This window comes from Thiocystis violascens DSM 198, assembly GCF_000227745.2.
In the GTDB taxonomy this organism is placed as follows: Bacteria; Pseudomonadota; Gammaproteobacteria; order Chromatiales; family Chromatiaceae; genus Chromatium; species Chromatium violascens.
Genome location: NC_018012.1, coordinates 3,149,732 through 3,172,308, shown reverse-complemented (window position 1 = coordinate 3,172,308; position 22,577 = coordinate 3,149,732). Strand labels below are relative to the sequence as shown.

The 22,577-nt window shown below is 61.5% G+C and carries 23 protein-coding genes; 9 read left to right on the top strand and 14 right to left on the bottom strand.

The window, feature by feature from the left end:
* Positions 1-5: 5 nt before the first annotated feature.
* From THIVI_RS14000 to THIVI_RS13950, 11 genes are all read right to left on the bottom strand, one after another.
* On the bottom strand, positions 6-1,115 hold the full coding sequence (locus THIVI_RS14000; RefSeq protein ID WP_041447215.1) for an IS5 family transposase: 1,110 nt from the start codon (positions 1,113-1,115) through the stop codon (positions 6-8).
* Positions 1,116-1,173: 58 nt separating this feature from the next.
* A complete protein-coding gene (locus THIVI_RS13995) occupies positions 1,174-3,972 on the bottom strand; it encodes a type I restriction endonuclease subunit R (RefSeq protein ID WP_083845753.1) in 2,799 nt (932 codons plus the stop codon).
* The gene (locus tag THIVI_RS13990) at positions 3,969-5,159 is read right to left on the bottom strand and encodes an ATP-binding protein (RefSeq protein ID WP_014779224.1); all 1,191 of its coding nucleotides are present in this window, start codon (positions 5,157-5,159) and stop codon (positions 3,969-3,971) included. The genes THIVI_RS13995 and THIVI_RS13990 overlap by 4 nt, the downstream gene beginning before the upstream one ends.
* A 75-nt stretch (positions 5,160-5,234) precedes the next feature.
* Positions 5,235-5,438: a hypothetical protein gene (locus THIVI_RS13985; protein WP_014779223.1), complete on the bottom strand. Its 204-nt coding sequence runs from the start codon at positions 5,436-5,438 to the stop codon at positions 5,235-5,237.
* Positions 5,435-6,019 (bottom strand): ATPase, encoded by a 585-nt coding sequence (locus tag THIVI_RS13980; RefSeq protein ID WP_014779222.1) that lies wholly within the window; start codon positions 6,017-6,019, stop codon positions 5,435-5,437. Before THIVI_RS13980 ends, THIVI_RS13985 begins: the two co-directional genes overlap by 4 nt.
* Positions 6,016-7,317, bottom strand: a complete 1,302-nt coding sequence (locus tag THIVI_RS22860; RefSeq protein ID WP_052315032.1) for a restriction endonuclease subunit S — start codon at positions 7,315-7,317, stop codon at positions 6,016-6,018. The genes THIVI_RS13980 and THIVI_RS22860 overlap by 4 nt, the downstream gene beginning before the upstream one ends.
* Complete coding sequence (locus THIVI_RS13970) at positions 7,314-7,667, bottom strand: type II toxin-antitoxin system PemK/MazF family toxin (RefSeq protein ID WP_245537276.1); 354 nt, start codon at positions 7,665-7,667, stop codon at positions 7,314-7,316. Before THIVI_RS13970 ends, THIVI_RS22860 begins: the two co-directional genes overlap by 4 nt.
* The gene (locus THIVI_RS13965; RefSeq protein ID WP_014779220.1) at positions 7,654-7,860 is read right to left on the bottom strand and encodes a hypothetical protein; all 207 of its coding nucleotides are present in this window, start codon (positions 7,858-7,860) and stop codon (positions 7,654-7,656) included. The genes THIVI_RS13970 and THIVI_RS13965 overlap by 14 nt, the downstream gene beginning before the upstream one ends.
* 73 nt (positions 7,861-7,933) lie before the next feature.
* Positions 7,934-8,455 (bottom strand): GNAT family N-acetyltransferase, encoded by a 522-nt coding sequence (locus tag THIVI_RS13960; RefSeq protein WP_014779219.1) that lies wholly within the window; start codon positions 8,453-8,455, stop codon positions 7,934-7,936.
* The gene (locus THIVI_RS13955) at positions 8,452-8,724 is read right to left on the bottom strand and encodes a type II toxin-antitoxin system TacA family antitoxin (RefSeq protein WP_014779218.1); all 273 of its coding nucleotides are present in this window, start codon (positions 8,722-8,724) and stop codon (positions 8,452-8,454) included. Before THIVI_RS13955 ends, THIVI_RS13960 begins: the two co-directional genes overlap by 4 nt.
* Before the next feature lie 90 nt (positions 8,725-8,814).
* On the bottom strand, positions 8,815-11,208 hold the full coding sequence (locus THIVI_RS13950) for a type I restriction-modification system subunit M (RefSeq protein ID WP_014779217.1): 2,394 nt from the start codon (positions 11,206-11,208) through the stop codon (positions 8,815-8,817).
* Between the two features lie 429 nt (positions 11,209-11,637).
* On the opposite strand from THIVI_RS13950, the gene gspG reads away from it, so the two are divergent.
* The 9 genes from gspG (at position 11,638) to gspD (ending at position 19,498) form a co-directional block, all read left to right on the top strand.
* Positions 11,638-12,048 carry a type II secretion system major pseudopilin GspG gene (gspG, locus tag THIVI_RS13945; protein WP_425358600.1) on the top strand — a complete coding sequence of 137 codons (411 nt, stop codon included), beginning with the start codon at positions 11,638-11,640 and terminating at the stop codon, positions 12,046-12,048.
* A 78-nt stretch (positions 12,049-12,126) separates the two neighbouring features.
* The gene (locus THIVI_RS13940) at positions 12,127-12,609 is read left to right on the top strand and encodes a GspH/FimT family pseudopilin (protein ID WP_014779215.1); all 483 of its coding nucleotides are present in this window, start codon (positions 12,127-12,129) and stop codon (positions 12,607-12,609) included.
* The gene (locus tag THIVI_RS13935) at positions 12,606-13,034 is read left to right on the top strand and encodes a type IV pilus modification PilV family protein (RefSeq protein ID WP_014779214.1); all 429 of its coding nucleotides are present in this window, start codon (positions 12,606-12,608) and stop codon (positions 13,032-13,034) included. The genes THIVI_RS13940 and THIVI_RS13935 overlap by 4 nt, the downstream gene beginning before the upstream one ends.
* Before the next feature lie 14 nt (positions 13,035-13,048).
* Complete coding sequence (locus tag THIVI_RS13930; protein WP_014779213.1) at positions 13,049-13,756, top strand: prepilin-type N-terminal cleavage/methylation domain-containing protein; 708 nt, start codon at positions 13,049-13,051, stop codon at positions 13,754-13,756.
* Between the two features lie 8 nt (positions 13,757-13,764).
* Positions 13,765-14,679 carry a type II secretion system minor pseudopilin gene (locus THIVI_RS13925; protein ID WP_014779212.1) on the top strand — a complete coding sequence of 305 codons (915 nt, stop codon included), beginning with the start codon at positions 13,765-13,767 and terminating at the stop codon, positions 14,677-14,679.
* Positions 14,680-14,955: 276 nt separating this feature from the next.
* Entirely contained in the window at positions 14,956-16,056 is a 1,101-nt protein-coding gene (locus THIVI_RS13920) for a PilN domain-containing protein (protein WP_014779211.1), read from the top strand.
* Positions 16,056-16,670 carry a type II secretion system protein GspM gene (gene gspM, locus THIVI_RS13915; RefSeq protein WP_014779210.1) on the top strand — a complete coding sequence of 205 codons (615 nt, stop codon included), beginning with the start codon at positions 16,056-16,058 and terminating at the stop codon, positions 16,668-16,670. Before THIVI_RS13920 ends, gspM begins: the two co-directional genes overlap by 1 nt.
* A complete protein-coding gene (locus tag THIVI_RS13910) occupies positions 16,667-17,254 on the top strand; it encodes a type II secretion system protein N (RefSeq protein WP_014779209.1) in 588 nt (195 codons plus the stop codon). Before gspM ends, THIVI_RS13910 begins: the two co-directional genes overlap by 4 nt.
* Positions 17,255-17,299: 45 nt before the next feature.
* Positions 17,300-19,498 carry a type II secretion system secretin GspD gene (gene gspD / locus THIVI_RS13905; RefSeq protein WP_245537275.1) on the top strand — a complete coding sequence of 733 codons (2,199 nt, stop codon included), beginning with the start codon at positions 17,300-17,302 and terminating at the stop codon, positions 19,496-19,498.
* Between the two features lie 87 nt (positions 19,499-19,585).
* On the opposite strand, the gene THIVI_RS13900 is transcribed toward gspD, so the two are convergent.
* The 3 genes from THIVI_RS13900 to THIVI_RS13890 form a co-directional block, all read right to left on the bottom strand.
* Complete coding sequence (locus THIVI_RS13900) at positions 19,586-20,641, bottom strand: PilT/PilU family type 4a pilus ATPase (protein WP_014779207.1); 1,056 nt, start codon at positions 20,639-20,641, stop codon at positions 19,586-19,588.
* 26 nt (positions 20,642-20,667) lie between these two features.
* Positions 20,668-21,918: a PilT/PilU family type 4a pilus ATPase gene (locus THIVI_RS13895; protein WP_014779206.1), complete on the bottom strand. Its 1,251-nt coding sequence runs from the start codon at positions 21,916-21,918 to the stop codon at positions 20,668-20,670.
* A 158-nt stretch (positions 21,919-22,076) separates the two neighbouring features.
* Positions 22,077-22,508, bottom strand: a complete 432-nt coding sequence (locus THIVI_RS13890; RefSeq protein ID WP_014779205.1) for a DUF29 domain-containing protein — start codon at positions 22,506-22,508, stop codon at positions 22,077-22,079.
* Between the last annotated feature and the right edge of the window lie 69 nt (positions 22,509-22,577).

The following is a 22,577-nucleotide window of genomic DNA, read 5'->3' as shown; positions in this document are numbered from 1 at the left end:
CAAAATCAAACCGTTGTGGTCAACCGCCGCAGCAGGATGCGCGCCTCCGCCAGCCAAACCCAGGTTTCGGAGACCGCTGGCAGACGGTCATGATGCATGATCAATCGACGGGCACGCTCATTCCACGCATGGGTGCGCTCGACAACCCAGCGCTTCGGCAGCGGAACGAAGCCGTCGGCGTTGGCGATCACCACTCGGTCAGGCGCCCCGTCCACGTGCCAGGAGCCAACGCTTTTGTTGGCTGGATGGCGCACGACTTCCACGCGGATCGCGTGGGTCTGCTCGGTGGTTTGGGCAAATTGACCGGCGTAGGCGCTATCGACAAACAGCGTGTTGATCTGGGGGTACTTGGCGGCCGCGTCAGCGACGGCGCCCGAGGCGGCATCGCGGTCCTGAAGATTGGCCGCGACCACGCTCACCGCCAACACGAACCCCAAGGTATCGACCACCAGGCTGCGCTTGCGCCCCTTGACCTGCTTGCCCGCATCAAAGCCGCTCGGTCCACCCTGCGGCGAGCCGCGGGTCGATTGCGCATCCAGCACCGCCGCCGTCGGCGCGATCTCACGCCCCTCGCGTTCGCGCCATTGCCCCCGCAGTCGATCATGCATCTGCTCAAACTTCCCAGCCGCACTCCAACGGCGAAACGTCTTGTAGACATTCTGCCAAGGCGCGAAATCGTGCGGCAGCATCCGCCACGCGCACCCCGTGCGCACCACGTAGCAACACGCCTCCAGGATGCTCCGGCGCGACACGCGGGGCGGTTGACCCCGCCCGCCCGGCATCTCAAAGAGAGCGGCGACCAAGTCCCACTCCGCATCGGTCAGACAACTTGGGTAGCTTTGGTCGGGGTCGTGGCGACGATGCGCATCCGTATACCCATACCGACGCGGCGTTGCGCGCGCTTGCGCCTCGAGACCACTCTCGCCCCGGAGGCGCGTGACGCCCGCCTCCCGCAAGGACTTGCGAATCGTTGCTTCATGAGCCTCGATTCCCGTCCGTGCCGCGAGTTCCCGGGCAATCTCTGACAGCGTGGAGGTCGGGCGATCCGTGACAATTTGACGCAATACCGCTTGCTCCGCCTCGTGAATCTTGGGGGGACGACCAGCTTTCGACATCAGCGCACACCAGCTCAGTTGTAGACTGGTATACAAATAGCAGCTCAATTATTTTTGTCTACACCCTCTTACGCCGCTGCTCGATCAGGGCGTCCAGTAGTTTGGACATACGCGCGTAATAGGCCGGATCGATGGGCGATTCGTCGATGATGAGCTTGCGGACGTTGTTTTCGATCGTCTCGGCGACCGCTTCCTGATTCTTTTGGATCCCCTTGGGCAGTGACTCCACGGCGTCCGGACCACGCTCGACGATGAGCTGAACCAGACTCATCTCGTCAAAGGCGGAAACTTTCTGGCTGTCCTCGGCCCGAATGTAGGTGTCGATCAGGTGCCGCATGGCCGGCTCGTATGCCTTGAGATCGATGTCATCGCCGCTGGCCAGTCTGACTTCGTCGCGCACCTTGGTGGCATGATCGACCTCGCCCTTGAGCCGGTAGATGGCGTCAGGCGAATAGCCAGCCTTGGCCAGGTCACTGGCGAGATCGGCGTAGGCGCGCAGCAGAGTAGCCACGAACTTGTAGAGCTTCAGCCGTTTTGGCTCGTTGGCCTTAAGCTGCCCGGCATGGCCTGACTCCTGGGCGCAGAAATAGTGCAGATAGTCCTGGGTATTCCGGGGCATCGCCACCGGTTCGCACAACGCCTTCACCGCCTCGCGGGCGGCTTCCAGATCTTCACGCGCCTTGTCCAGCCGGTTTTCCAGCAGCCCTTTCACGTCCTCCTGATCGTAGGTCTCGAAGGCGCCGCTGGTGTAATCGCGCACCGCGCCTTCCAGGCTCTTGAACAGATCCTTGTAGTCGACGATGTAACCGTATTCCTTGCTCTCGCCGTCGAGCCGGTTGACGCGGCAGATGGCCTGAAACAGACCATGGTCGCGCATCTGTTTGTCGATGTAGAGATAGGTCGCCGAGGGCGCATCGAACCCGGTCAGCAGCTTGTCGACCACGATCAGAAGCTTCATCTGCCCCGGCTGGTCGATGAAGGCCGTCTTCACCTGCTGCTCGAAACGCTCGACCTTGTGGATGGCGGTCTCCGGTGGTTCGTTGAACCAGTCGGCCAGCATCTGGGAATAGATCCGATACTTGAACAGCGCCTCGGTCTCGCCCTCGCCGGTGGTTTCGCCCTTGGTGTCCGCGATGCTTGGCGTATAGCTGGTGACGATCGCGCATTTGCCCTTCAGCTCGGTGCCGGCAAAGAGTTCATAGAGCTTGCACGCCTCATAGATGCTGCCCGCGACCAGCATGGCGTTGCCGTGGCCATCCATCAGGCGCGATTTCTGGTTCATGTCCAGGAGGATGTCGGCCACGATCTTCGACAGCCGCGACTGACTGGACAGCACCCGCTGCATGGTGCCCCATTTCTGCTTGAGCTGCGCCTTGGCCAGATCGTTCAGCCCCTGCGTCTTGGCCTCGAACCAGTCATCGATCTTGCCCGGCGAACTGATCGCCTGGTCGATGTCCCGCGCCTCATAGCGCAGATCCAGGACCACGCCCTCGCGCACCGCCTGGTCGAACTTGTAGGTGTCGATGTAGCGTCCAAAGATCTCGATGCTGGTCCGTTTGTCGACCTTCAGGAGCGGCGTGCCGGTGAAGCCGATGAACAGGGCATGGGGCAGAATGGCCTTCATCGCCTGGTGCAGATCGCCGGACTGGGTGCGGTGGCACTCGTCGACGAAGACATAGAGGTCGCCTTTCGCACGGAAGTCGGACGGCAGTACCTGCATGGTCTGGATGAATGCCTTGGTGGCGGCGGCGCTGTCCGTTTCCTCGTTGCCGGTGGCGCTGAATTTATGCACCAGCGAACAGATCAGCGATTCTTCCGGGCTGTTGAGTGTCGCGATCAGGTCCGCGCCGCTGCGGGTGCGGTACACCTGCTCGTTGACGCCCTTGAAGACCTTTTCGATCTGTTCGTCCAACTCGGTGCGATCCGTGATGATGAGCACCCGCGCCTCGGGCAGATGCTCGCGGATCCACTTGGCCAGCCAGACCATGGTCAGCGATTTACCGCTACCCTGGGTGTGCCAGATGATCCCGCCCTCGCGACGGCGGATGAACACCTGCGCGGCCTTGACCCCGAAATACTGATTCTGGCGGCAGACCTTTTTGGTGCCGGCATCGAACACCACGAAATCGTGGATCAGTTCGAGGAACCGCGCCTTCTCGCATATCTGCAACAGATGCCGGTCCAGCCGCACCGGTTCGGCGGCATGAGGACCGCCATCCTCGTTCCATTGGAGGTAATACTTCTCCCGCGTCTCGATGGTCCCGTAGCGCAGCCCCTCGCTGTCGTTGCCGGCCATCACCCATTGCAGGGTCGCGAAAAAGGGCTCGATGAATGTCTTCTGCTGGTTGTCCAGGTTTTGGCGGATGCCCTCGGCGACCGACACGATGGAGCGTTTCAGTTCCAGCAGGCCCAACGCGAGACCGTTGATATAGATCACCACATCCGGGCGCTTGGTGCTGGCCTTGGCATCCGCGCCCTTAACCGTGACCTCCTCGGCGATGGCGAAATGGTTTTTCACCGGATCCTTCCAGTCGATCAGCCAGACCGTGACATGATTCACGCCCGCCGCCGGTTGCACCTTCACCCCATAGCGCAGCAGGTCATAAACCGCCTGATTGCGGTCGTAGAGACGCTTGCTGGTGTCGGAGGCCACCCGGTTGAGTTCATGCAGCGCCCGGCTGATGAGGCTGTCGCTGACGCCCTGCCGGTTCAGCCAGGCGGTCAACAGATCCGGCTCGATATTGGCGTTGCCGGGGCGGTCGATCCAGTTGCCCAGATAGTCGTAGTCCAGCCGCTCGCGAAACAGGGCGATGACGCGGGCCTGGGTCTTCTTTTCGGTCTGGCCAACAGTGCTCATGTGTCCTCGTCAAACAGATCCAGGTCGGTTTGTCTTTCCTGCGGCGGCCAGCGACCTTCCGCCACCCGTGTCTCGAACCACCGATGCATGGCGGCATCATCCACGGCATATTCACCCCGCGCGGATTTCCAGACCAGCGCCGGGGTGCGTTGCCGCAGTGCTTCGAGCGCATTTTGAGCCTTCTGCGCAGTCACGTTGACGCCAGATTTTTCTTGGTAGAAGCGCAGCGCCTCCATGTCATAGGGTCGAAACCGCTGACCCTGCTCCAGGAGTCGCCAGAGCACCGCCTGTTCGACCGGCTTCAGACTGAGATACTCGGATTCCATCTGGGCCTCGTCGTCCGCCTGTCGCAGGGAAGCCGCCTCCAGCACCGCCTGCTCGCAACGGATCGTCAAGCCCGACAAGGGACTCAGCGCCTGCCCGAGGGCTTCCATGAAAAATTGCGGGCGGTATCCAAACCCCTGGAAGGCAGCAAACAGCGTTGCTGAATCCACGGGGCTCAGGTCTGGACGTTGGGTTTCGATCAATTCAGCGATATGTTCGATGAATCCACGGTCCAGCTCGGGCATGCGCTGAATCTGCGAGCCAAAAAAGGGCGCGCCGTTCGTGTTGACCAGACGCAGCAATTTATCCCGATCCGAGCCGGACATCACCAGCATCAGGTTGATCCTGTCGGGTCGGTTGAGTTGATCCCGCGCCGATTTGAGCGCGGCCATGGTGGCTTCTCCGGCCTCGCTGGTCAGCGCATGCTGAGCCTCGTCGACGATCAGGGTCACAGGCGCTTGTGCCGTTTCGTGAAGGGCGCGCAGCGCATCGGGCAGGGTCGCCCCATCCTGCTTGCCGATCCTGCTCGTGTCGATCTTGAATCCGGCAATGCTCAGGCTCTCCAGGCCGGCCGCCCTGGCGGTCTTGGCGACCCGGCCCAGACGCGCCTGCAGGGTTCGACCAATCGCCTCCGTGATCAAGACACCCGGATCGCGGCGCACATCGGCCCAGAGATCGACATAGATGACGACGATCCCATGCCGCTCCAGCGCGGGACTCAGATCGGATTGCAAGAAAGTGGACTTGCCGGTGCGGCGTGGCGCGGCGAGAAACAGCCCGTTGTGGGCGTCGCTGAAGACCATGCTGCCTTCAAGCGCCGCCACCAGTTGTTCGGCCAGGGTGGTGCGAGGATAGTGGATCATGGAATTATCCGTTTTTATCCAAAAACGGATAATTTATCGATTCCAATATAAAATCAAGGATCGCTGTGTCCAGCATCATGCCCTGCTTGAGGGCGCGGGTCTTGTCGCGGCAGGGAGCGAAGTCCGGTGCGCATCCATTTCGCCGCCGACGATGGCCGGTTTGCCGTCTTGCCAGACCACGGCGTATTGACCGAGACGGCGCTTGTGGTCAAGCGTCTCGGCGGCAACCTGTTTCAGGCTCTCCCACATGAGGCGGATGTGTTCGGAGGGTTCGCTCATGGTTTGGTACCCTGTATGAGAAGGTCGAAAAGGCCGGGATTGTCGATGTCGCGCCGCGCGCCCTGCTGACTGAACACGAGCGACGGAGAGGCGCCGGTGTTCATGAAACAGATGGTTTCGCTCGCGGCAGTGCCGTAATCGCCGAGCAGGTTTCGCAAGCCACGGGCGAAACGGCGCTCGATCGCGGCCTGAGGGATGTCGTGTCCACCGTGCCTGACCCGCTCCTGCACCCGCAACCGGGACATCTCCATCGACGGCAGAGCCAGATAGATCAACATCACCCGCCAACCTTCGGCGCGCAGGCGCTCGATCAGACGCAGATAGCCCCGCCCAGACAGAGTGGTCTCAAAGGCAAAATCGCGACCGGCCTGTGCATGACGCTCGATCTCATGCAGGAACAGGCGGCTGGCCGTGATCTGTTGCTGTTCGGGAGCCAGCGGCGAGAGTCCGGCGGCGATCAGATCGGCATTGACGAAGGCCGTGACGGCAATAGCGGGCAGATAGCGGAGCGCGAAAGTCGTCTTACCCGCGCCATTCGGCCCGGCAATGATGCGGCAGACAGGTGAGTCGCTGCCGGTCATCTCAGCCGGATCCGTCCGGTCAGCAGTTCCCGCATCATGCCCTGTTTGAGGGCGCGGGTCTTGTCGCGGCGCGCCACCAGTGCTGAAAGTTCCGCATCCATGTCGGAGAGGATGCTGGCGATGGCGGTTTGTTCGGGGACTGATGGAACCGGCAGCGTCAGCTTCGCAATGTTGGTCTTGCTGATGCCGGATACCTTGGTGCCCACGGCATAGAACATAAACTGCTGACGTATCGCCGCCGTCTTGAAACAGTAGCGCCGATAGTCGTGAGCCAACTCGGCAGTCCGCCCCTTAGCAACGATGGTGTGCAGTCCGGCAATGAATGGCAGGCCATCCTTGTTCACCACCACGACGTGCCTGCTCGTGCCTTCGTCGTCTTCCGATGCGTCAACGAAAACAACGTCACCATCGGCGAGGAGTGAATCAGGCGAGATTCGCTTAAGCGCAATAGCTAACTTCGGAATGTATTGATGGTCTGCGCTTGTATCTATCGTGGTCTTTGAAGAGCCGTGAATATCCCCGTAATGCAGGTAGTAATAACCTTCGGTCGATAGTTGGTCGCGCGAGGCAGAATGGCCGCCACTGAACTTGAACAAATCCCCCAACCGCTTCACCTCCCACTCTCCGCTGAAACCGGGGAGTCGGGTTTGGCCGGTGAGGAGTTGCTGCATGGCGGCCTGTTTGAGGTCGCGCTTCTTGGCGATGAGCTGGTCGAGCTTGGCGAGCAGGGCATCCACATCCGACAGCGCGGCGGCGATGGCTCGTTGTTCGGGGATGGGCGCGATGGGAATTTGGACGCGCCCCAAGATTTCCTGATTCAGCGATGCCATCGTAGTTCCAGTAGCATTCTGGAGAAGCCACGACTGAACTTGATGGCTCTGGAGCTGGGACGCGAGATATGGTGGATGACAGTCGCTGTGTGGCCGAATGCTTATTCCGTCTGAGCCAAGAAACCAACCACTTTCGTTTTCTGTGACAAGTGCGGACCGCTCAACTGCCCCCTTTCGCCCAAAAACGACATCGCCCGTTCGGAGGACATACTGAGGAATGCGACGAACTACAGCGCCAGGTACAAGCGGCGTGTGCTCAGTAACTTTGAAGCAACCTGTACCAATTTCGCCGACCGAAATTAACGGCACTCCCTCGCTGTACGAATATTCGCTTGCCTTCAGAAGCGTTCCGAAAGGGCCGGTCTTGATCTGGGCAAATTCGCGCACAGACTTTGCGTCCCACTTCTCCGGAATCACCCCCACCTCGGTCTGCTTATAACCGGGCGGAATCGCTGCGGTGCCGCTCATGTCGTAAGCCCTTGCTGAATGATCCGCCGGAGAATCCCGCCGAGCGTCTCCTGATCGCTCTGAACCAGAACGCCCAGTCGTCGCCGGATCACCGATTGCTCCAGCGTGAAAACAAGCGGCTTGAACACGGATGGCTTCAATAATCCAGCCGCTTGCCAGGCATCGATCAGCGCCTCGCCATAGCCCAGCGGGGCACGAATCTGACTGGTGATCGCAAGCAGGATGCAATCCGGACGCGCCTGCTGATAGGCGGTGGGACTGACGATCACGGCGGGGCGTTGCTTGCGCTCCGTCAGGTCGCTGAACGGAAACGGCACCAGCACGACATCGCCAAAGCTATAGCTGGTCATAGATGGCATCGTCTTCGTTGTTCCAGACCTTTTCCAACGCTGGCTCGGAGAGACGGGAAATGGCGATCCCCTCTTCGTCATCGGACACGAGCAACAATAGCCGTGCGGTCTTGCCGTAGAACTGGCGATAGTGTTCCGGTAGATGCACGTTGCCTGCGTCATCGATCGTGGTTTCCATTTCGATCGCAAACATGGTTGTTACCTCTCAATTCATGAAGCCGCCGGCCGGCGGGAACCTGAGCGGGCGATGCTGATCCGAGTCCCTTTCAGGCCGGCTCGACTGTTTCATGCTGATGATCCAACGTCTTAACCGTCGCGATCGGCAGATAGAGCTTCAACCCATCCTCCGTCAACGGGATGAACCCGAAACGCCGATAAAACGCCACGGCTTCCGGCTTGCTGTCCACGATGACGCATTGCACGCCGATCGTGTCGGCGGCGCGGATGGCTTGCTTGAGGGCGTGGATCAAGAGGCGCGAACCAATGCGCAGGCCGGATTCGCGCGCCTGGCGGTCGCTCGCCATGCGCCCGATCAAGACGGCTGGAACCGGATACTTTGGCAAACGGCGAGCCATGGGTTCGGGGAATTCGTCGTGGCCAAGGGACGCCGCGGACAGGGTGTAATAGCCCAGCACCCTGGCGTCGCCGTCCTCGGCGACGTACACCCGCGCCAGGTGGTTGCGCAGACTCTGGCTCGCGTAGCGCCTCAGATACTCGTCCAGCCCGTCATGGCCGCACGCAAAACCCGCGCGATGGTGGCGGCGGGGATCGAACGCGACGATCTTCATTCCAGTCCGGCATCCCGGTACTCGCGCCAGGCGGCTTGCAGGGCGTCGTTCGGCGCGGGGGGATGGTCCAGCGTTTCGGCGAACCGACGCCATTCCTCGGCGTTCAGCATGAAGTGCTGGTGGCTGCGCAGGATTTCCCGCGCTTTGTCCAGAGCGGCGTTCAGCACAAGGCCAGTCAGGGTGTTGCCGCTGATGTCCGCCGCCTGCATCAGCAGTTGCTTGGCGTTGGCGGGCAAGCGGATGTCGAATCGCTCGATGGCTTCGGACATGCTCTTTCTCCATACGGTTTATTACCGTACAGACTAGCAGGCTTAAAGACTGCGTTCCAAGCCAATTTCACTGTTTGTCCAGATATTTCTTCACGAGCTGAATCCCATCCGCTGCAAATGTCCATCGACCCGCGCGGCCAACCCCTCCACTTCATTGAGGAGATCGGGCAGCGGCGTGTCATAGCGGTCAGCCAGTTGCCGAATGCGCCCGGTGAGCGCCTGACTGACGCGGTCCAATTCACCCTGCACGCCGGCGGCGAGGCTGGCGAGCCATTTGTCGTCCACCACCAGGGTCTTGATCTCGGCCTCGGTGAGTTGCCCATACTTGGCTGCGACCTTGGCATCGAGCGCCTTTTTCGCCGCTTTCACGGCCTTGCTGGCGGCGCCTTCCTGTTCGATCAATGCGGCATAGTCTTCCAGCGCCTGGCGTTCGTCCGCCGCGTTCGGATCGCCTTGGATAGCCTTGAGCTGATCCTTGACGCTCCTGGCCGTGAGCTTGCCCCGTTCGGTTCGGGCCGCCGCATTCAGCAGACCCTCCTCGCCGCCCTGTTCATCGTCCATCTCCTCCATCTGGCGGCTGATGGCATCGCGCTTGGCCTCCAGTCGTTCGACGGTCGCCTGTTCGTCGGCAAAATAGCGGGCAATGATCAGCGCGGGCGGGATCAGGTCGGTATTGGGCCTGCCATCCTGAACCGCTTGCCAGCCGTCGCTGACCAGCATCCAGGCATCGTCCTGCATCGTCTCGGCCCAATAATCCATCAGGTGCTGATAGACATCATAGGGGTCGATCAGCGGCACGGCGCGGAAGGTCTCCAGCAGGTTTTCCGAGAGGGTTTCGATCAGCCGCTTGGGGCGGTCGCCGATCCGGATGCCGGTGAGCAGCGGTGTATTGGCCTGCCGCCAGGCATCAAAATGCTCCGTGGCCTGTGCATTGAAGGTGGTGAACTCCGGGTGGCCGAAGATACTGGCCTTGATGCGCCCGGCCTCGATCTTGAGCTGGCTGTAACCGGGGCGGTCAGCATCGGCAAAGAGTTCGCGGCGCACACTGGGGAAGACCTGCCAATAGTCGGCCAGCCCGTCGAGGTCGCGGTTGGGGATGCCGCCCTTCAGATGTGCCGCGATGTCTTGCCAGTCCTCGGGTTCGGTGCTGTCGATGTAGCGCGGCAGATTGAGGTTGAAGTCGTTGGCGGCGATCTCGGCCAGCGGCACCAGACGCGCATACTTCGGGATCTCCACCTGTCGGGTGAAGGTATCGACGATCCGGTGGATGTCCTGGGCACGCAGGCGGTTCTTATTGCCGTCCTTGATGTAGCCTTTGCTGGCATCGACCATGAAGAGACCCTTGCGCCCGGCCGCGCCTTCCTTGTCCATGACGATGATGCAGGCGGGGATGCCGGTGCCATAGAAGAGGTTGGCCGGCAGGCCGATGATGCCCTTGATGTAGCCCTGCCCGACGATACGCCGACGGATCTCGGCCTCGGCATTCCCCCGGAACAGCACGCCATGGGGCAGGATGACCGCCGCCTTGCCGGTGCTCTTCATACTTTTCAGCATGTGCAGCAGAAAGGCGTAATCGCCGTTCTTGTCCGGTGGGATGCCGTACTCGAACCGTCCGTAGAGATCGCTGGCCGCGTTCAGACCGCTGGTCCAGTTTTTGTTGGAGAAAGGCGGATTGGCGACCAGATAATCGAAGGTCTTGAGGTTGCCGTCCGAGTGTTTGAAATGTGGCGCGGCGAGGCTGTTGGCCTGCCAGATGTCGGCCTCGGGGCAGTCGTGCAGCACCATGTTCATGCGCGCGAGCGCGGCGGTGGCGTTGTCCATCTCCTGGCCGTAGAGCGTCAGATCCTTGCCGGTGCGGGTTTTCGCTTCGTCATGGGCCTTCAGGAGCAGGGATCCCGAGCCACAGGTCGGGTCGTAGATCGACTGCGCGCCGCTGGTCGCCCGTCCCAGATCGATCACCATCGACATGACGCGCGAGACTTCCGCCGGGGTGTAGAACTGGCCTTTGCTCTTGCCCGACTCGGTGGCGAAGTGGCGCATCAGGTATTCGTAGGCGTCGCCCAGCAGGTCGTCGCCTTCGATGCGGTTCTTGCCGAAATCCAGTCCCTCGAAGATGGCCACCAGTTTGGTGAGCCGGTCGACCATCTCTTTCGCCTTGCCGAGCTTTTCCTCGTCATTGAAGTTGGCGACGTTGATCGCGCCCTTGAGGCTGTCGTTGGCATCGGCCAGCCGGCCGATGATCTTGTTGATCCGGTCGCCGATCTCCTTGTCGCCCTTGGCCGCCACCATGTCCGCGAACCCGCCGCCGCGCGGGACGACGATCGGGGCATCGGGATCCGGATCCTGGGCGTATTTGTCGGAGACATATTTGACGAACAGCAGGACCAGCACATAGTCCTTGTACTGACTCGCATCCATGCCCCCGCGCAGCTCGTCGCAGGACCGCCAGAGGGAAGAGTAGAGTTCGGATTTCTTGAGGGCCATCGGGGTGTTTCTGGTTCCAGGTCGTGTCGGGCAGCGGGAGTCGGCTACTTTACCGCAGGACAACAACGGGAAAGACAAGGATCGCGCCCACTGGCCTTGTGCATGCAGGGTTCGCCCCTTGGATACCGTTCAGTGTCAGCGCTGGCGTGCGAGGTGAGACGGCGGGCTTCATCGACGCCACAAGGTCAGCGCCTTCAGGGTGCAAGCTGCCGCCGCCTCGTGTGATGGGAGCTAGCTACCACGAGGTTCAAGATACAAGGGGCGGGTTTGAAACCTTCCCCTACGTCCGGTTATCGCGTTCGATTAAGTTCAAACTGAGAATTGCTGGGGAAAGCGCCGATGCTTGGCCGTTTTGCCCGCGCGTCCTACAATGCTCGCGCAATTCATTCCGAATCGGACAGGGGTATCGAGGTCATGCAGATGCGTTTCATGCGAAATCCACGTCGTCGCGGCTTCACGCTGGTCGAACTGCTGGTCGTCCTCGCCATCCTCGGGCTGCTCGCCGGTCTGGTGGGTCCGCAGGTGATGAAATTCCTGGGCAGTTCCAAGACCAAGACGGCCAAACTTCAGATCGAGGATCTTGCCGCCACGCTCGACCTGTACCGGTTGGAGCTTGGCCATTATCCAACCGACATCAAGGCGCTGGTCGAAAAACCGGGGGACGTTCCGAACTGGAACGGACCCTATCTGAAGAAAAGCGACGTGCCCAAGGATCCCTGGGGGTTTGAATATCAGTACCGCTACCCCGGCGAAAACGGGAGCTTCGATCTCTGGTCGCTCGGCGCCGACAATCGCGACGGCGGCGACGGCGAGAACGCGGACATCCGCGGTTGGGAGTAACGCGCCATCGGCCTGGGGCATGGCGTGCCCCATCGCCCTGAAACCATCCACGCTATCGCTGGATATCGGGTTCTCCTCATGCCGGCCAGCAAAACCATGATCGCGTCCTCGCCGTTCAGGACAGCCGGGTTTACCCTGGTCGAGCTGCTGGTGGTTCTGGCGATCGCGGCGCTGATGATGACCGCGGTTCCCTCCCTGTTTTCCGCCGCCTTCCCCGGCGTCGAAATGAAGTCCGCCGCGCGTCGGACCGCCGCGACCCTTCGGCTGGCCAGGGAATCGGCCATCCGGCAGGGCATCGAGACGGAGTTGCTGGTCGATGTCGAGGCGCGCCAGCTTGCACTCCAGGGTTATCGCACCCTGAATCTGCCCAAACGCCTGAAGGTCGAGTTGGAGACGGCCAGCCGCGAGATGCTGGATGACCGACAGGGCGTCATCCGCTTCTTCCCGGATGGCAGCTCGACCGGCGGGCGCATCCTCGTGACCTATCGCGATCATGGTTATCAGATCGGGGTGACCTGGCTCACGGGACGAATCGAGTTGGCGCCCTGGGAAACGCCGTGAGCACCCGCCGCCAGCGTGGCTTTTCCCTGCTGGAGGTGCTGGTGGCCTTCGCCATCCTGGCGATCACGCTTGGCGTGCTCCTGGAAATATTCTCTCGCGCGAGTCTGGCGACCCTCGTCTCTTCTCAATACAGCCAGGCGGCGTCGCTGGTCGAATCGAAGCTCGCCGCCGTCGGTGTCGACATTCCATTGGAGGAAGGCACGGTCTCGGGTGAGCCCGAGGATGGCTTCGCCTGGGAGGTCACCGTGGCCCCGTTCGAGATCGAGGAGGATGTCGCGTCGCCTGATCCGAGCATGGGGTTGAGCGCCGGGCAAACGGAACCGCCGGTCATGCCCTATCGCGTGCAGGCAACCGCGCTTTGGGAGGAGGCCGGCCGCGTCCGCCGGCTGACCGTCTCGACGCTGCGTCTGGGCGAGCGTCTCTAACAGGAGCCGATTCGATGATGCGTGCAACGGTGACGGAGAAACGTGGCGGCGGTTTTACCCTGGTCGAGCTGCTGATCGCGCTGGCCATGATCAGTCTGATCGCTCTACTCTTATTTTCGGGGCTGCGTCTCGGTCTGCGCGCCTGGGAAAGCGTCGATGCCGCCACGGAGCAAATTGGAGAACTCCGGTTGGCTCACGGCTTTCTAGCGCGCATCCTGAGTCAAGCCAGGGTCGCGTCGACCCTCGTCGAGGCCGAAACGGTCGCGATTTTTGGGGGGGATGCGGAAAGCCTCGAATTCGCCGCGCCCCTGTCGGAGCAGGTTGGCGTCTCGGGGCTCTATGTGCTGCGTCTGACCCTGGAAGACCGGGGGAATTCGCGCGCGCTCGTCCTGACGCGCTGGCTGCTGCATCCGGAGGTGCTGGAGGGCGGCGACGGGTTTCCGCCCTGGGAACCTTTGGACAAGGATGGCGCGCGATCCGTGGCGGATCTTCCCGTCGACCTGGACGCGGCCGATGGCGCCTTCGGTCGAACCCTGCTTCTCGACCGGGTCGACGCCTTCGAGATTCTCTACCTTGGGCTGGCGGAGGGAGAGACCGAACCCGACTGGCATGAGGACTGGTTTGAACAGGCGAATCCGCCCACGCAATTGCGCATCCGTCTGACCACCGCCGCGCGAACCTGGCCGGATCTCGTCATCGCGCTGCCCGGACGGCGTTCCTGACGCGCCCCATGAAACGTCAGCGCGGCATTGCCTTGATGCTAGTTCTGTGGGTGCTGACCCTGCTCACGGTGATGGCGGTCAGCATGACCACCGCCCAGCGCACCGAAATGGCCTTGACCGAGAATCACGTCGCGACCACCCGGTTTCGTCTGTTGAGCGACGCGGCCATCGCCTATACCGCCTTGCGGTTCCTGATGCCCGATGCCATTCAAGACGAACCGCCAGCGCTCGAACTGGACGACGAGACGGCGGAATCCGCAGAATGGCGACCGAATGGCGCCCCCCATCGGTGGCGTTTCGCGGGCACGGAGTTGACCATCTCGGTGATGAACGAACTGTCGCGGCTCAATCTGAATCAGACCGAGCCGACGGTGCTGACCAGCCTGCTGGAAATCCTCGGGGTCTCCGAGGACGCCGCCGCCCAACTGGCGGACGCGATCGCCGACTGGCGCGACGAGGACGATCTGACTCAGCTCAATGGCGCGGAGGATGACGACTATCGCGATGCCGGGGCCGCCATTGGCGCCAAGGACGGACCATTTGTCGCTGTCGAGGAATTGCGGCAGGTGCTTGGGATGACCCAGGAAATTTACCGGCGGCTTGCTCCGGAGGTCACTGTCGAGGGCGAGGGCGCGGATCCCGAGCTGGCGTTTGCGTCGCCGGCCATCCTGGCCGCCACCCAGGGGATTTCGCTGGAGGATGCCCAGCTTCAGATCGTCGAGCGGGACACAACCACCGTGCCCGGCGCACGGGGACCGCGCGCGGCGAATCGTGGCGGACCGCTGTATCGGATTCTGGTCACGGATGACATCGCCGGCCAAAGGGGGCGGCGGATGGAGGCGCTGATGGAGCTGATGCCTGGACAACAACCGCCGTATCTGGTCCACTGGCGGCGTTTCAATCCTCTGAGGGAGGCGGAATAAGGCGATGGCTCCATGTGCGCCTCGGAAGCCTGCGGCATTGCCGTTCGCACGCCCGAACCCTTGATGATCGGGTGCACATCCGCCACCACACCGAGCCGGTCTTTTCCGCCCTCGCTGCTGGTTCAAGGCGCGCTGGTTCTGCTGCCGCGGCCATGGCTGCTACCGGGGCCTGGCGCTCTCGGATGACGCCTCGCTCTATCCGCCGCTGCACGATCCGGTTCAGCCTGTCGGTGCGAAAACATCGTTCACGAGCTATTGCGGAATCCAATCTCGCCCATGGCGTTCATCGATCGTCTAAAGCTTTTTCCGAAGAGCTTGCCTGGAACCGGAACCTCCAAGCCCGAATTCTTCCAGGATCTTCTGGAGCAAGCCGCGGTGTGCCTACCGGCGCTGATCAGGCACTCCCTGGCGCGTCGCCAGCGACGTCTGATCGTCGAGGTCGCTGGTACGCGGGCGCGTTTATTTCTGGCGACCGGACAAGAACGAGAGGAAATGGGCGATTTCGATCTCGATGCCGCCACGCCTCTGCCCGGAGTGATTCTTGAACGCTGTCGTGACCATGGCTACCGGACGGATCTGCTGCTGCCTCCGGACGATATTCTGACCAGAAGCGTGTCTTTTCCCGCCCAGGTGCGCGGCAACCTGCATCAGGTCATGCAACACGAGCTGGATCGTCTCTCGCCCTTCCAGGCACAGGAGATCGTTTTCGATTACGCCCTGCAAGCCAATATCAAGCAGACCGCCCGATTGACGCTCGATCTGGCGCTGTGCCGACGCGATCGCATCGGCGGCTGGATCAAACGGATGGCGGATGCCGGCTCGCCGATCGATCGGATCCGTTGGGCCGGAGCCTGGCCACGCGCGAATCTACTGCCGCCCGAGGAGCGCCCGCGCCATCAAAAGAACGCCTTCGGCACGAATGGCCTCCTGGCGATCCTCGCCTGCCTTTTGGTTCTGGCCATTCTGCTAACCCCGGTCTGGCAGAAGACCAAGATCGCCCAGACATTGGACGTCGAGTTACGCGACCTTCGTACCCAAGCTATCGCGGTCGACGAATTGCGGCAGGAATTGGAGCGCGCCCGCCTGGGCAGCACCGCCGTGCTCCAGCGGAAATGGGAGCAACCGCCGATCCTGGAGATGCTGCGCGAACTGACCGACCGCCTCCCCGACGACACCTGGATTCAGAGTTTTGAATACAACCAGGGCCAGGTCGATCTGCGCGGCGAATCGGGGCAGTCAACGGCCCTGATCGCCATCCTCGAACAGGCGCCCGGCATCGATGGCGTGTCGTTCAAGTCCCCGGTGACGCAAATCGCCAGCAGCGGCCGGGAACGTTTCAATCTCTCGTTTCGCTTTACCCGTCAGGAAGCAGAGTAATGCCGAAGCCCTCTTCAAAGATCTTCTGCGCGATCCTCTGGACCATGGCGATCCTGATCCCGCTGCTGGCCCTCGCGGGCATCCTGATCCCTTGGGCAAACCAGCTCGCCAGCTTGGATCGGCGGATCGAGACCGGCGAGGAACAACGGGTTCGTTATCGACGATTAGTGAACACTCTGCCTCGGCTCAAGGAGGAATTGGCCAGTGTGCGCGGTAACGACGCCTTCAAGGAATTCTATTTCAAGGCGCCAACGCCGGCACTCGCCGGGGCGCAACTGCAAAGTCAGGTGCAGGAAATCGTCACGGCCGCCAAGGGTCGACTGATCAGTACCCAGTTGCTTCCGGCGGAGAAGGATCAGGATCCGCCTAGCGTGCGGGTGCGCACCCAGATTCAGGGAACGACCGAGACCCTACTGGATGTTCTGCATCAGCTCGAACAGGCGCGGCCTTTCCTGTTCGTGGAACAGGTTTCGGTGCGTTCCTCCGCGCGTCCACAACTTCCGGCACAAGACGCGCGCAGTCGTCTGGCGCGCCGGATGCCGACCAACCCTGCGGGAGAATTGACCGTGAGGCTGGACATCTTCGGTTTCGCCCTCGCCGGAGATGGCTCGTGACGAAAATCCTGCCCGGCATGATCGTACTGGCGCTGCTTGGGCTACTCGTTCTGCAGTGGAAGGATTGGCCGCCCGAGACATCGCGCTCAGGGGTTGGCGAGGACTCCGCGGTTGAGAATGGCGTCGCGCCAGAAACGCAGCCGGACCCGCTGGCCAGACTGACACACCCCGCCGACCGGGATAGTTATGCCAGTATCGTCGAGCGCCCGCTGTTCCGACCCGACCGTAAACCCGAACCGCCCCCAGAGGAAGCACCGGCCGCCGCGTCCGCTCCCGGAACGGACCTTGCGTTGGACACCCTGGACCTGACTGCCGTGATGATGACACCGACCAGCGTCAGCGCCTGGGTGAAGGATCCCAGCCAACCGAAACTGCGACGCCTGCGCCTCGGCGACGAGATTGAAGGATGGTCGGTCCGGGAGATTCTCGAAGACCGCGTCCTGTTGGAGCGACAGGATGAGGAGTATGCGCTACTATTGCGCGATTACAGCAAGGCTCCTCCCCCGCCAGCCGCCCCGATGCCGATCCCGCGGCGCCCACCGAGGGCGCCGGAGCGCGCAATCCCCCCAGTGATCGATCGCTAGGCCGTGATTCGGCGACCGTCACTCCGAGGCTCAATGTACTCCGACATGAATCCGCATCGCATCATCCGATCCGGCCTTTGGCCGAAGGCGATCCCGCTGTTTGTCCTGGTCATCTCTCTCGGCGCCTGCGAACGCAGCTATTGGGATCCCACAGTGAAGGTGGGCGATCCCGAGGGTCATGTCATCGATCGCGATCAGGCACTGAAGCGCGATGCCTTCAAGGAACGGGGCGGGACCGGCGCGGAGACCATCGCGCTGGGCAGCGACGACGAGCGGACACCCAAGACGGTCGATTCGCTGCAGAGAGGGAGCGGCACCTTTGTCCGCAAGGTCACGCCGCCCAGCGTCGATACCACCCCCGGCGATGTCACCCTAAATTTCGACGGCACCGACATCCGCGAAGTCGTCAAAGTGATTCTCGGGGACTTGCTGAAGGTCAACTATGTCCTGCATCCGGCGGTCCAGGGAGTCACCTCGCTGCAAACCGGACGGCCGCTGCGGCGCGAGCATCTCATTCCAACCCTGGAAACCCTGCTGCGGATGAATAGCGCGGCCATCGTCTTTCGCGATGGCGCCTACGAGGTCGTACCGGTCGCCAATGCCATGCAAGGCAAGGTCGTCCCCCAGCTTGGCGAATCCACCCGCGCGCTCCCCAATGGTTACACTGTCCAGGTCGTGCCGCTGCGCTATATTGGCGCCGAGGAGATGAGCAGCATCCTGCAACCGCTGGCGCCCGAAGGCAGCGTCATCCGCGTGGACAATCTGCGCAACCTGGTGGTGATCGCCGGCACCAGTCCGGAGATGGGGAACCTGCTCGACACCATTCGGGTCTTCGATGTCGACTGGATGTCGGGACTCTCGGTCGGATTTTTTGTCCTCGAATTCGCCAAGGCCAATGAAGTCGTCACCCAACTCCAGAGCCTGCTGGCCGACGAGGGCGGCAACAATCCGCTCAAGGGACTCTTCCGGTTCGTGCCGATCGAAAGCGCGAATGCGCTCCTCGTCGTCTCGCCCCAGGAGCGTTACATCCAGCAGGCGCGCAACTGGATCGAACGGCTGGATATGGCGGAAGCTAGCGGCGATGCCGCGGAACGCGTCTTTGTCTACCGGGTCAAGCATGGCGACGCAGAGGCGCTTGCCGATATCCTCTCGGAATTGTTCGGCGGCAGTAGCAGCGCCGACCGGAATCGGGCGACCGGCAGCGTCGCGCCCGGACTCGCTCGTTCAAGCATCGGATCCCGAAACCAGCGGGATACGAACGACAAGAAGAATCAGGAAACCACGGGGAGTCAAGGCCGTCAGACACCGACCGCCTCATCCCGCGAAATCGAACTTTCCTCCAGCGTCAGTATCGTCGCCGATGGGGTCAATAACTCGCTTCTGATCCGCTCCAATCCGCGTGACTTCAAGAAAATTCTGGATGCCCTGAAACAACTCGATATCGTTCCGCTGCAGGTGCTGGTCGAGGCGACCATTGTCGAGATCACCCTGACCGGAAATCTCAAATACGGCGTTCAGTGGGAGATTTTCGGCACCCAGTCCAAGGGCCAGAGTTTCGCGTCGCTCGATGGCAGCCTGCTCGACTCGAAGGAAAAATCCGGCATCAATACCACCTTTCCCGGATTCAACTGGGCCTTGATTTCGCGCCCGGACATCATCAAAGCCACCCTGAGCGCGCTGGCGGGCGAGAATCTCGTCAATGTGCTGTCGTCGCCCTCCGTCATGGTCATGGACAATCAGACCGCCAAGATTCAGGTCGGTCAGGAAGTCCCCGTCGCAACCTCGCAACAGCAGAGTTCCTCGACCACGGATCGCGTGATCAACACCATCGAATATCGGGATACCGGGGTCATGCTGTCGGTCAAGCCGCGGGTGACCCCAGGCGGGCTCGTCCAGATGGAGATCGAACAGGAAGTGAGCACGGTCGCGCCGACCGACAGCTCGACGCTCGACTCGCCCACCTTCCAGACCCGCAACATCACCAGTTCGGTGGCCGTGCGCTCCAACCAGGCGGTCGTGCTGGGCGGCCTGATTCAGGATGAGCGCGCCGATGGGAAGCAGGGCATTCCGGGACTCTACAGCCTGCCCTTTGCCGGCGCGTTCTTCGGCGAACGCTCCAAGGATGCAAAACGCACCGAACTGGTCGTGGTGCTGACCCCCAAGGTCATCTCCAGCGATCAGGATATCGAGGCGGTCACCGAAGATTTCCGCGCCAAGGTGCGTGGTTTGAACTTCAAGTTTTAATCGCTTAAACCGCGCCCGCGCCAACCGTCACAGAGGCTGTCGAGGTGATTCCAATCCAAAAACATCGCCTACCGCACCGGGCGCGGTTTAACCGAAGTGGATCTTCGCCTCCAGGTTCGGCGCCGAATCCGCGTTGGCCAGTGCCTCTTCCAGGGTGATCGCGCCCTCGCGATAGAGTTCCAGCAGCGCCTCGTCGAAGGTCTTGACCCCTTCATGACCGCTCTGCTGCATCGCCTCGTTGATCGCGTCGACACGACCGTCGCGGATCAGATCAGCGATGTGGGGCGTGTTGACCAGCGTCTCGATCGCGGCGCGGCGGGTTCCAGCCTTGGTGCGCACCAGACGTTGCGACAGGATGGCCCGCAGGTAGATCGACAGATCCATGAACAGGGTTTTGTGCATCTCTTGGGGGAACAGATTGACGATCCGCTCCATGGCCTGATGCGCGTTGTTCGCATGCAGCGTGGAGACCGCCAGATGGCCGGTTCCCGCCAGTTCGATGGCCGCCTCCATGGTCTCGCGGTTGCGGATTTCGCCGATCAGGATCACGTCCGGCGCCTCGCGTAGCGCGCTCTTCAGCGCATGGGCATAGCTTTTGGTATCGAGCCCCACCTCGCGCTGACTGACGATGCACTGCTTATGCGGATGCACGAATTCGATGGGGTCTTCGATCGTGATGATATGTCCCGACGCGCTCGCGTTGCGATGGTCGAGCATGGCCGCCAACGTGGTCGACTTGCCGGAGCCGGTGGCGCCGACCATGAGGATGATCCCGCGCCGGTTCATGATGAGTTGGGACAGCACCGGCGGTAAGCCAAGCTCAGTCAGGGTGGGAATCTCGGCGCGAATGTAGCGCAGCACCATGGCGGTCTGGCCGCGCTGATAATAGGCATTCACACGAAAACGGGCGCGCTCCTCCAGGGCGATGGCAAAATCCAGTTCCCGCTCCTGCTCCAGTTCCCGCAACTGCGGCTCGTCCATCACGGAGGCCAGCGCCTCGCGACAGAATGCCGGCGTCAGAATCGTGTCTCCGATGGAGCGGATAACGCCCTCGATCTTGATCTTGACCGGCGTGCCAGCGGTAAAAAAGAGATCCGACGCCTTATGGCGGATCATCATTTCGAGATAAGGATTGATGTCCATCGGTGACTGTCTGCCTGTTGACTGCGTTATCGTCTCGCCTTCGATCCGGCCGGATTGACGAGACCCGCGGGTGGTTCCTCGATCCGGGAGACGGGCAGCGCCTCGCCAAACAGGGTCGAGTCGAAGACATCCTCTTCCTCGTCGCCGACCATGGTCAAGCCATCCGTCTCGGCGAAGTGGTTCTTGCCGCGCGCCTCCCGACCTTCCAATTTGATCGCCAGGCGCAATCCGTTCATGGAATCGGCATTGCGCAAGGCATCCTCGTAATTGATCTTGCCCGCTTCATGCAGATCGAACAGCGACATATCGAAGGTCTGCATGCCGAGTTCGCGGGACTTTTTCATGATGCTTTTGATGCCGCCGACATCGCCCTTAAAAATCATGTCCTGGATCAGCGGCGAGTTGATCATGACCTCGACCGCCGCGATGCGTCCGCCGTCGGTGCAGGGCAGCAGACGTTGCGAGATGACCGCGTTAAGATTGAGCGAGAGATCCATCAGCAACTGACTCCGGCGTTCTTCCGGAAAGAGGTTGATGATGCGATCGAGCGCCTGGTTGGCATTGTTGGCGTGCAGCGTCGACAGACAGAGGTGTCCGGTTTCGGAAAAATTGATCGCATGCTCCATGGTCTCGCGGGTGCGGATCTCGCCGATCAGGATCACGTCCGGAGCCTGACGCAGGGTATTGATCAGCGCGGCGTCCCAGCTCTCGGTATCGACGCCAACCTCGCGCTGGGTGATGAGACAGTTCCGATGCGGATGCACATACTCGACCGGATCCTCGATCGTGATGATGTGGCCATAGCTATTTTCGTTGCGATGACCGAGCATGGCCGCCAGCGAGGTCGATTTGCCGGATCCCGTCCCGCCGACCAGCAGCACCAGACCGCGCTTGTTCATCACGATCTCTTTCAGCGCATGCGGCAGATTCAACTCCTCCAGGGTCGGAATCCCGGCGTTGATCGTCCGCAACACCGCGCCGCACAGCCCCTGCTGCACGAAGGCATTGACCCGGAAACGGCCGATATCCTGCGGGCTGATCGCGAAATTGCATTCCTTGTGCGCGTCGAAGTCGCGCACCTGACGGTCGTTCATGATGGAACGCACCAGGATATTGGTCTGCTCGCCGCTCAGGATCTGGCTGCTCATGGGCGTCATGCGGCCGTCGATCTTGCAGGCGGGCGGAAAGCCGGCGGAGATGAAGAGGTCGGAACCTTTTTTAGCAATCATCTTGCGCAGACATTCGAGCATGAAATGAGCGGCTTGTTGACGATCCATGGGCACTCCGGTGTTTCTGATTGGCGATTCGCACTCGCCGCGACGACAGCGCGCGAAACCGGCCCCGTCTCGGCGGCGGGGCTTGGTCATATGATAAGCCCCGACGATGGATTTGTTGACTTCGGGCAATGTTTGTAGGCGATTTCCAGGAAATCACCTTAACCAGGCCAGAAATCCGGATCGATCAGCTCGTCGAAACCCCAGGGACAAGTGGGCGGAAATGCCGTTTCGTCCAGGCCGGTTTCACGGATCGCCATCAGGATCGCATCGCCATAGGCATCGGCGATCATCGTCGGCAGGTGCGATTTCAGGCTGGGATTATCCGCCAGCAGACGCAACAGATCGCGGCGCTGGACCTTGATGGTGGCACGCCAGGAATTGCCGATCAACGCCGGCTGGAAACGCCATTTCAGCAGGTGCATGAGCAGAATCGCAATACGGCTGAAGAGTTCGCGTTTTTCGCGGCGGCCCATGCTCTCGATCTCCTCGGCAATCCGTTCGATATCCACCGCGCCCAGGTCGCCGGCGCGCAGTAGAGCGGCCTGTCGATTGGTCCAGGCAAAAAAATCGGATTCGTAGAGTGTCGTCATGGCGATCTCCATCGCGGTCAAGGATCGAGTGTACTTCCGATAACAGAAAGGCGGCCAGATGGCCGCCTT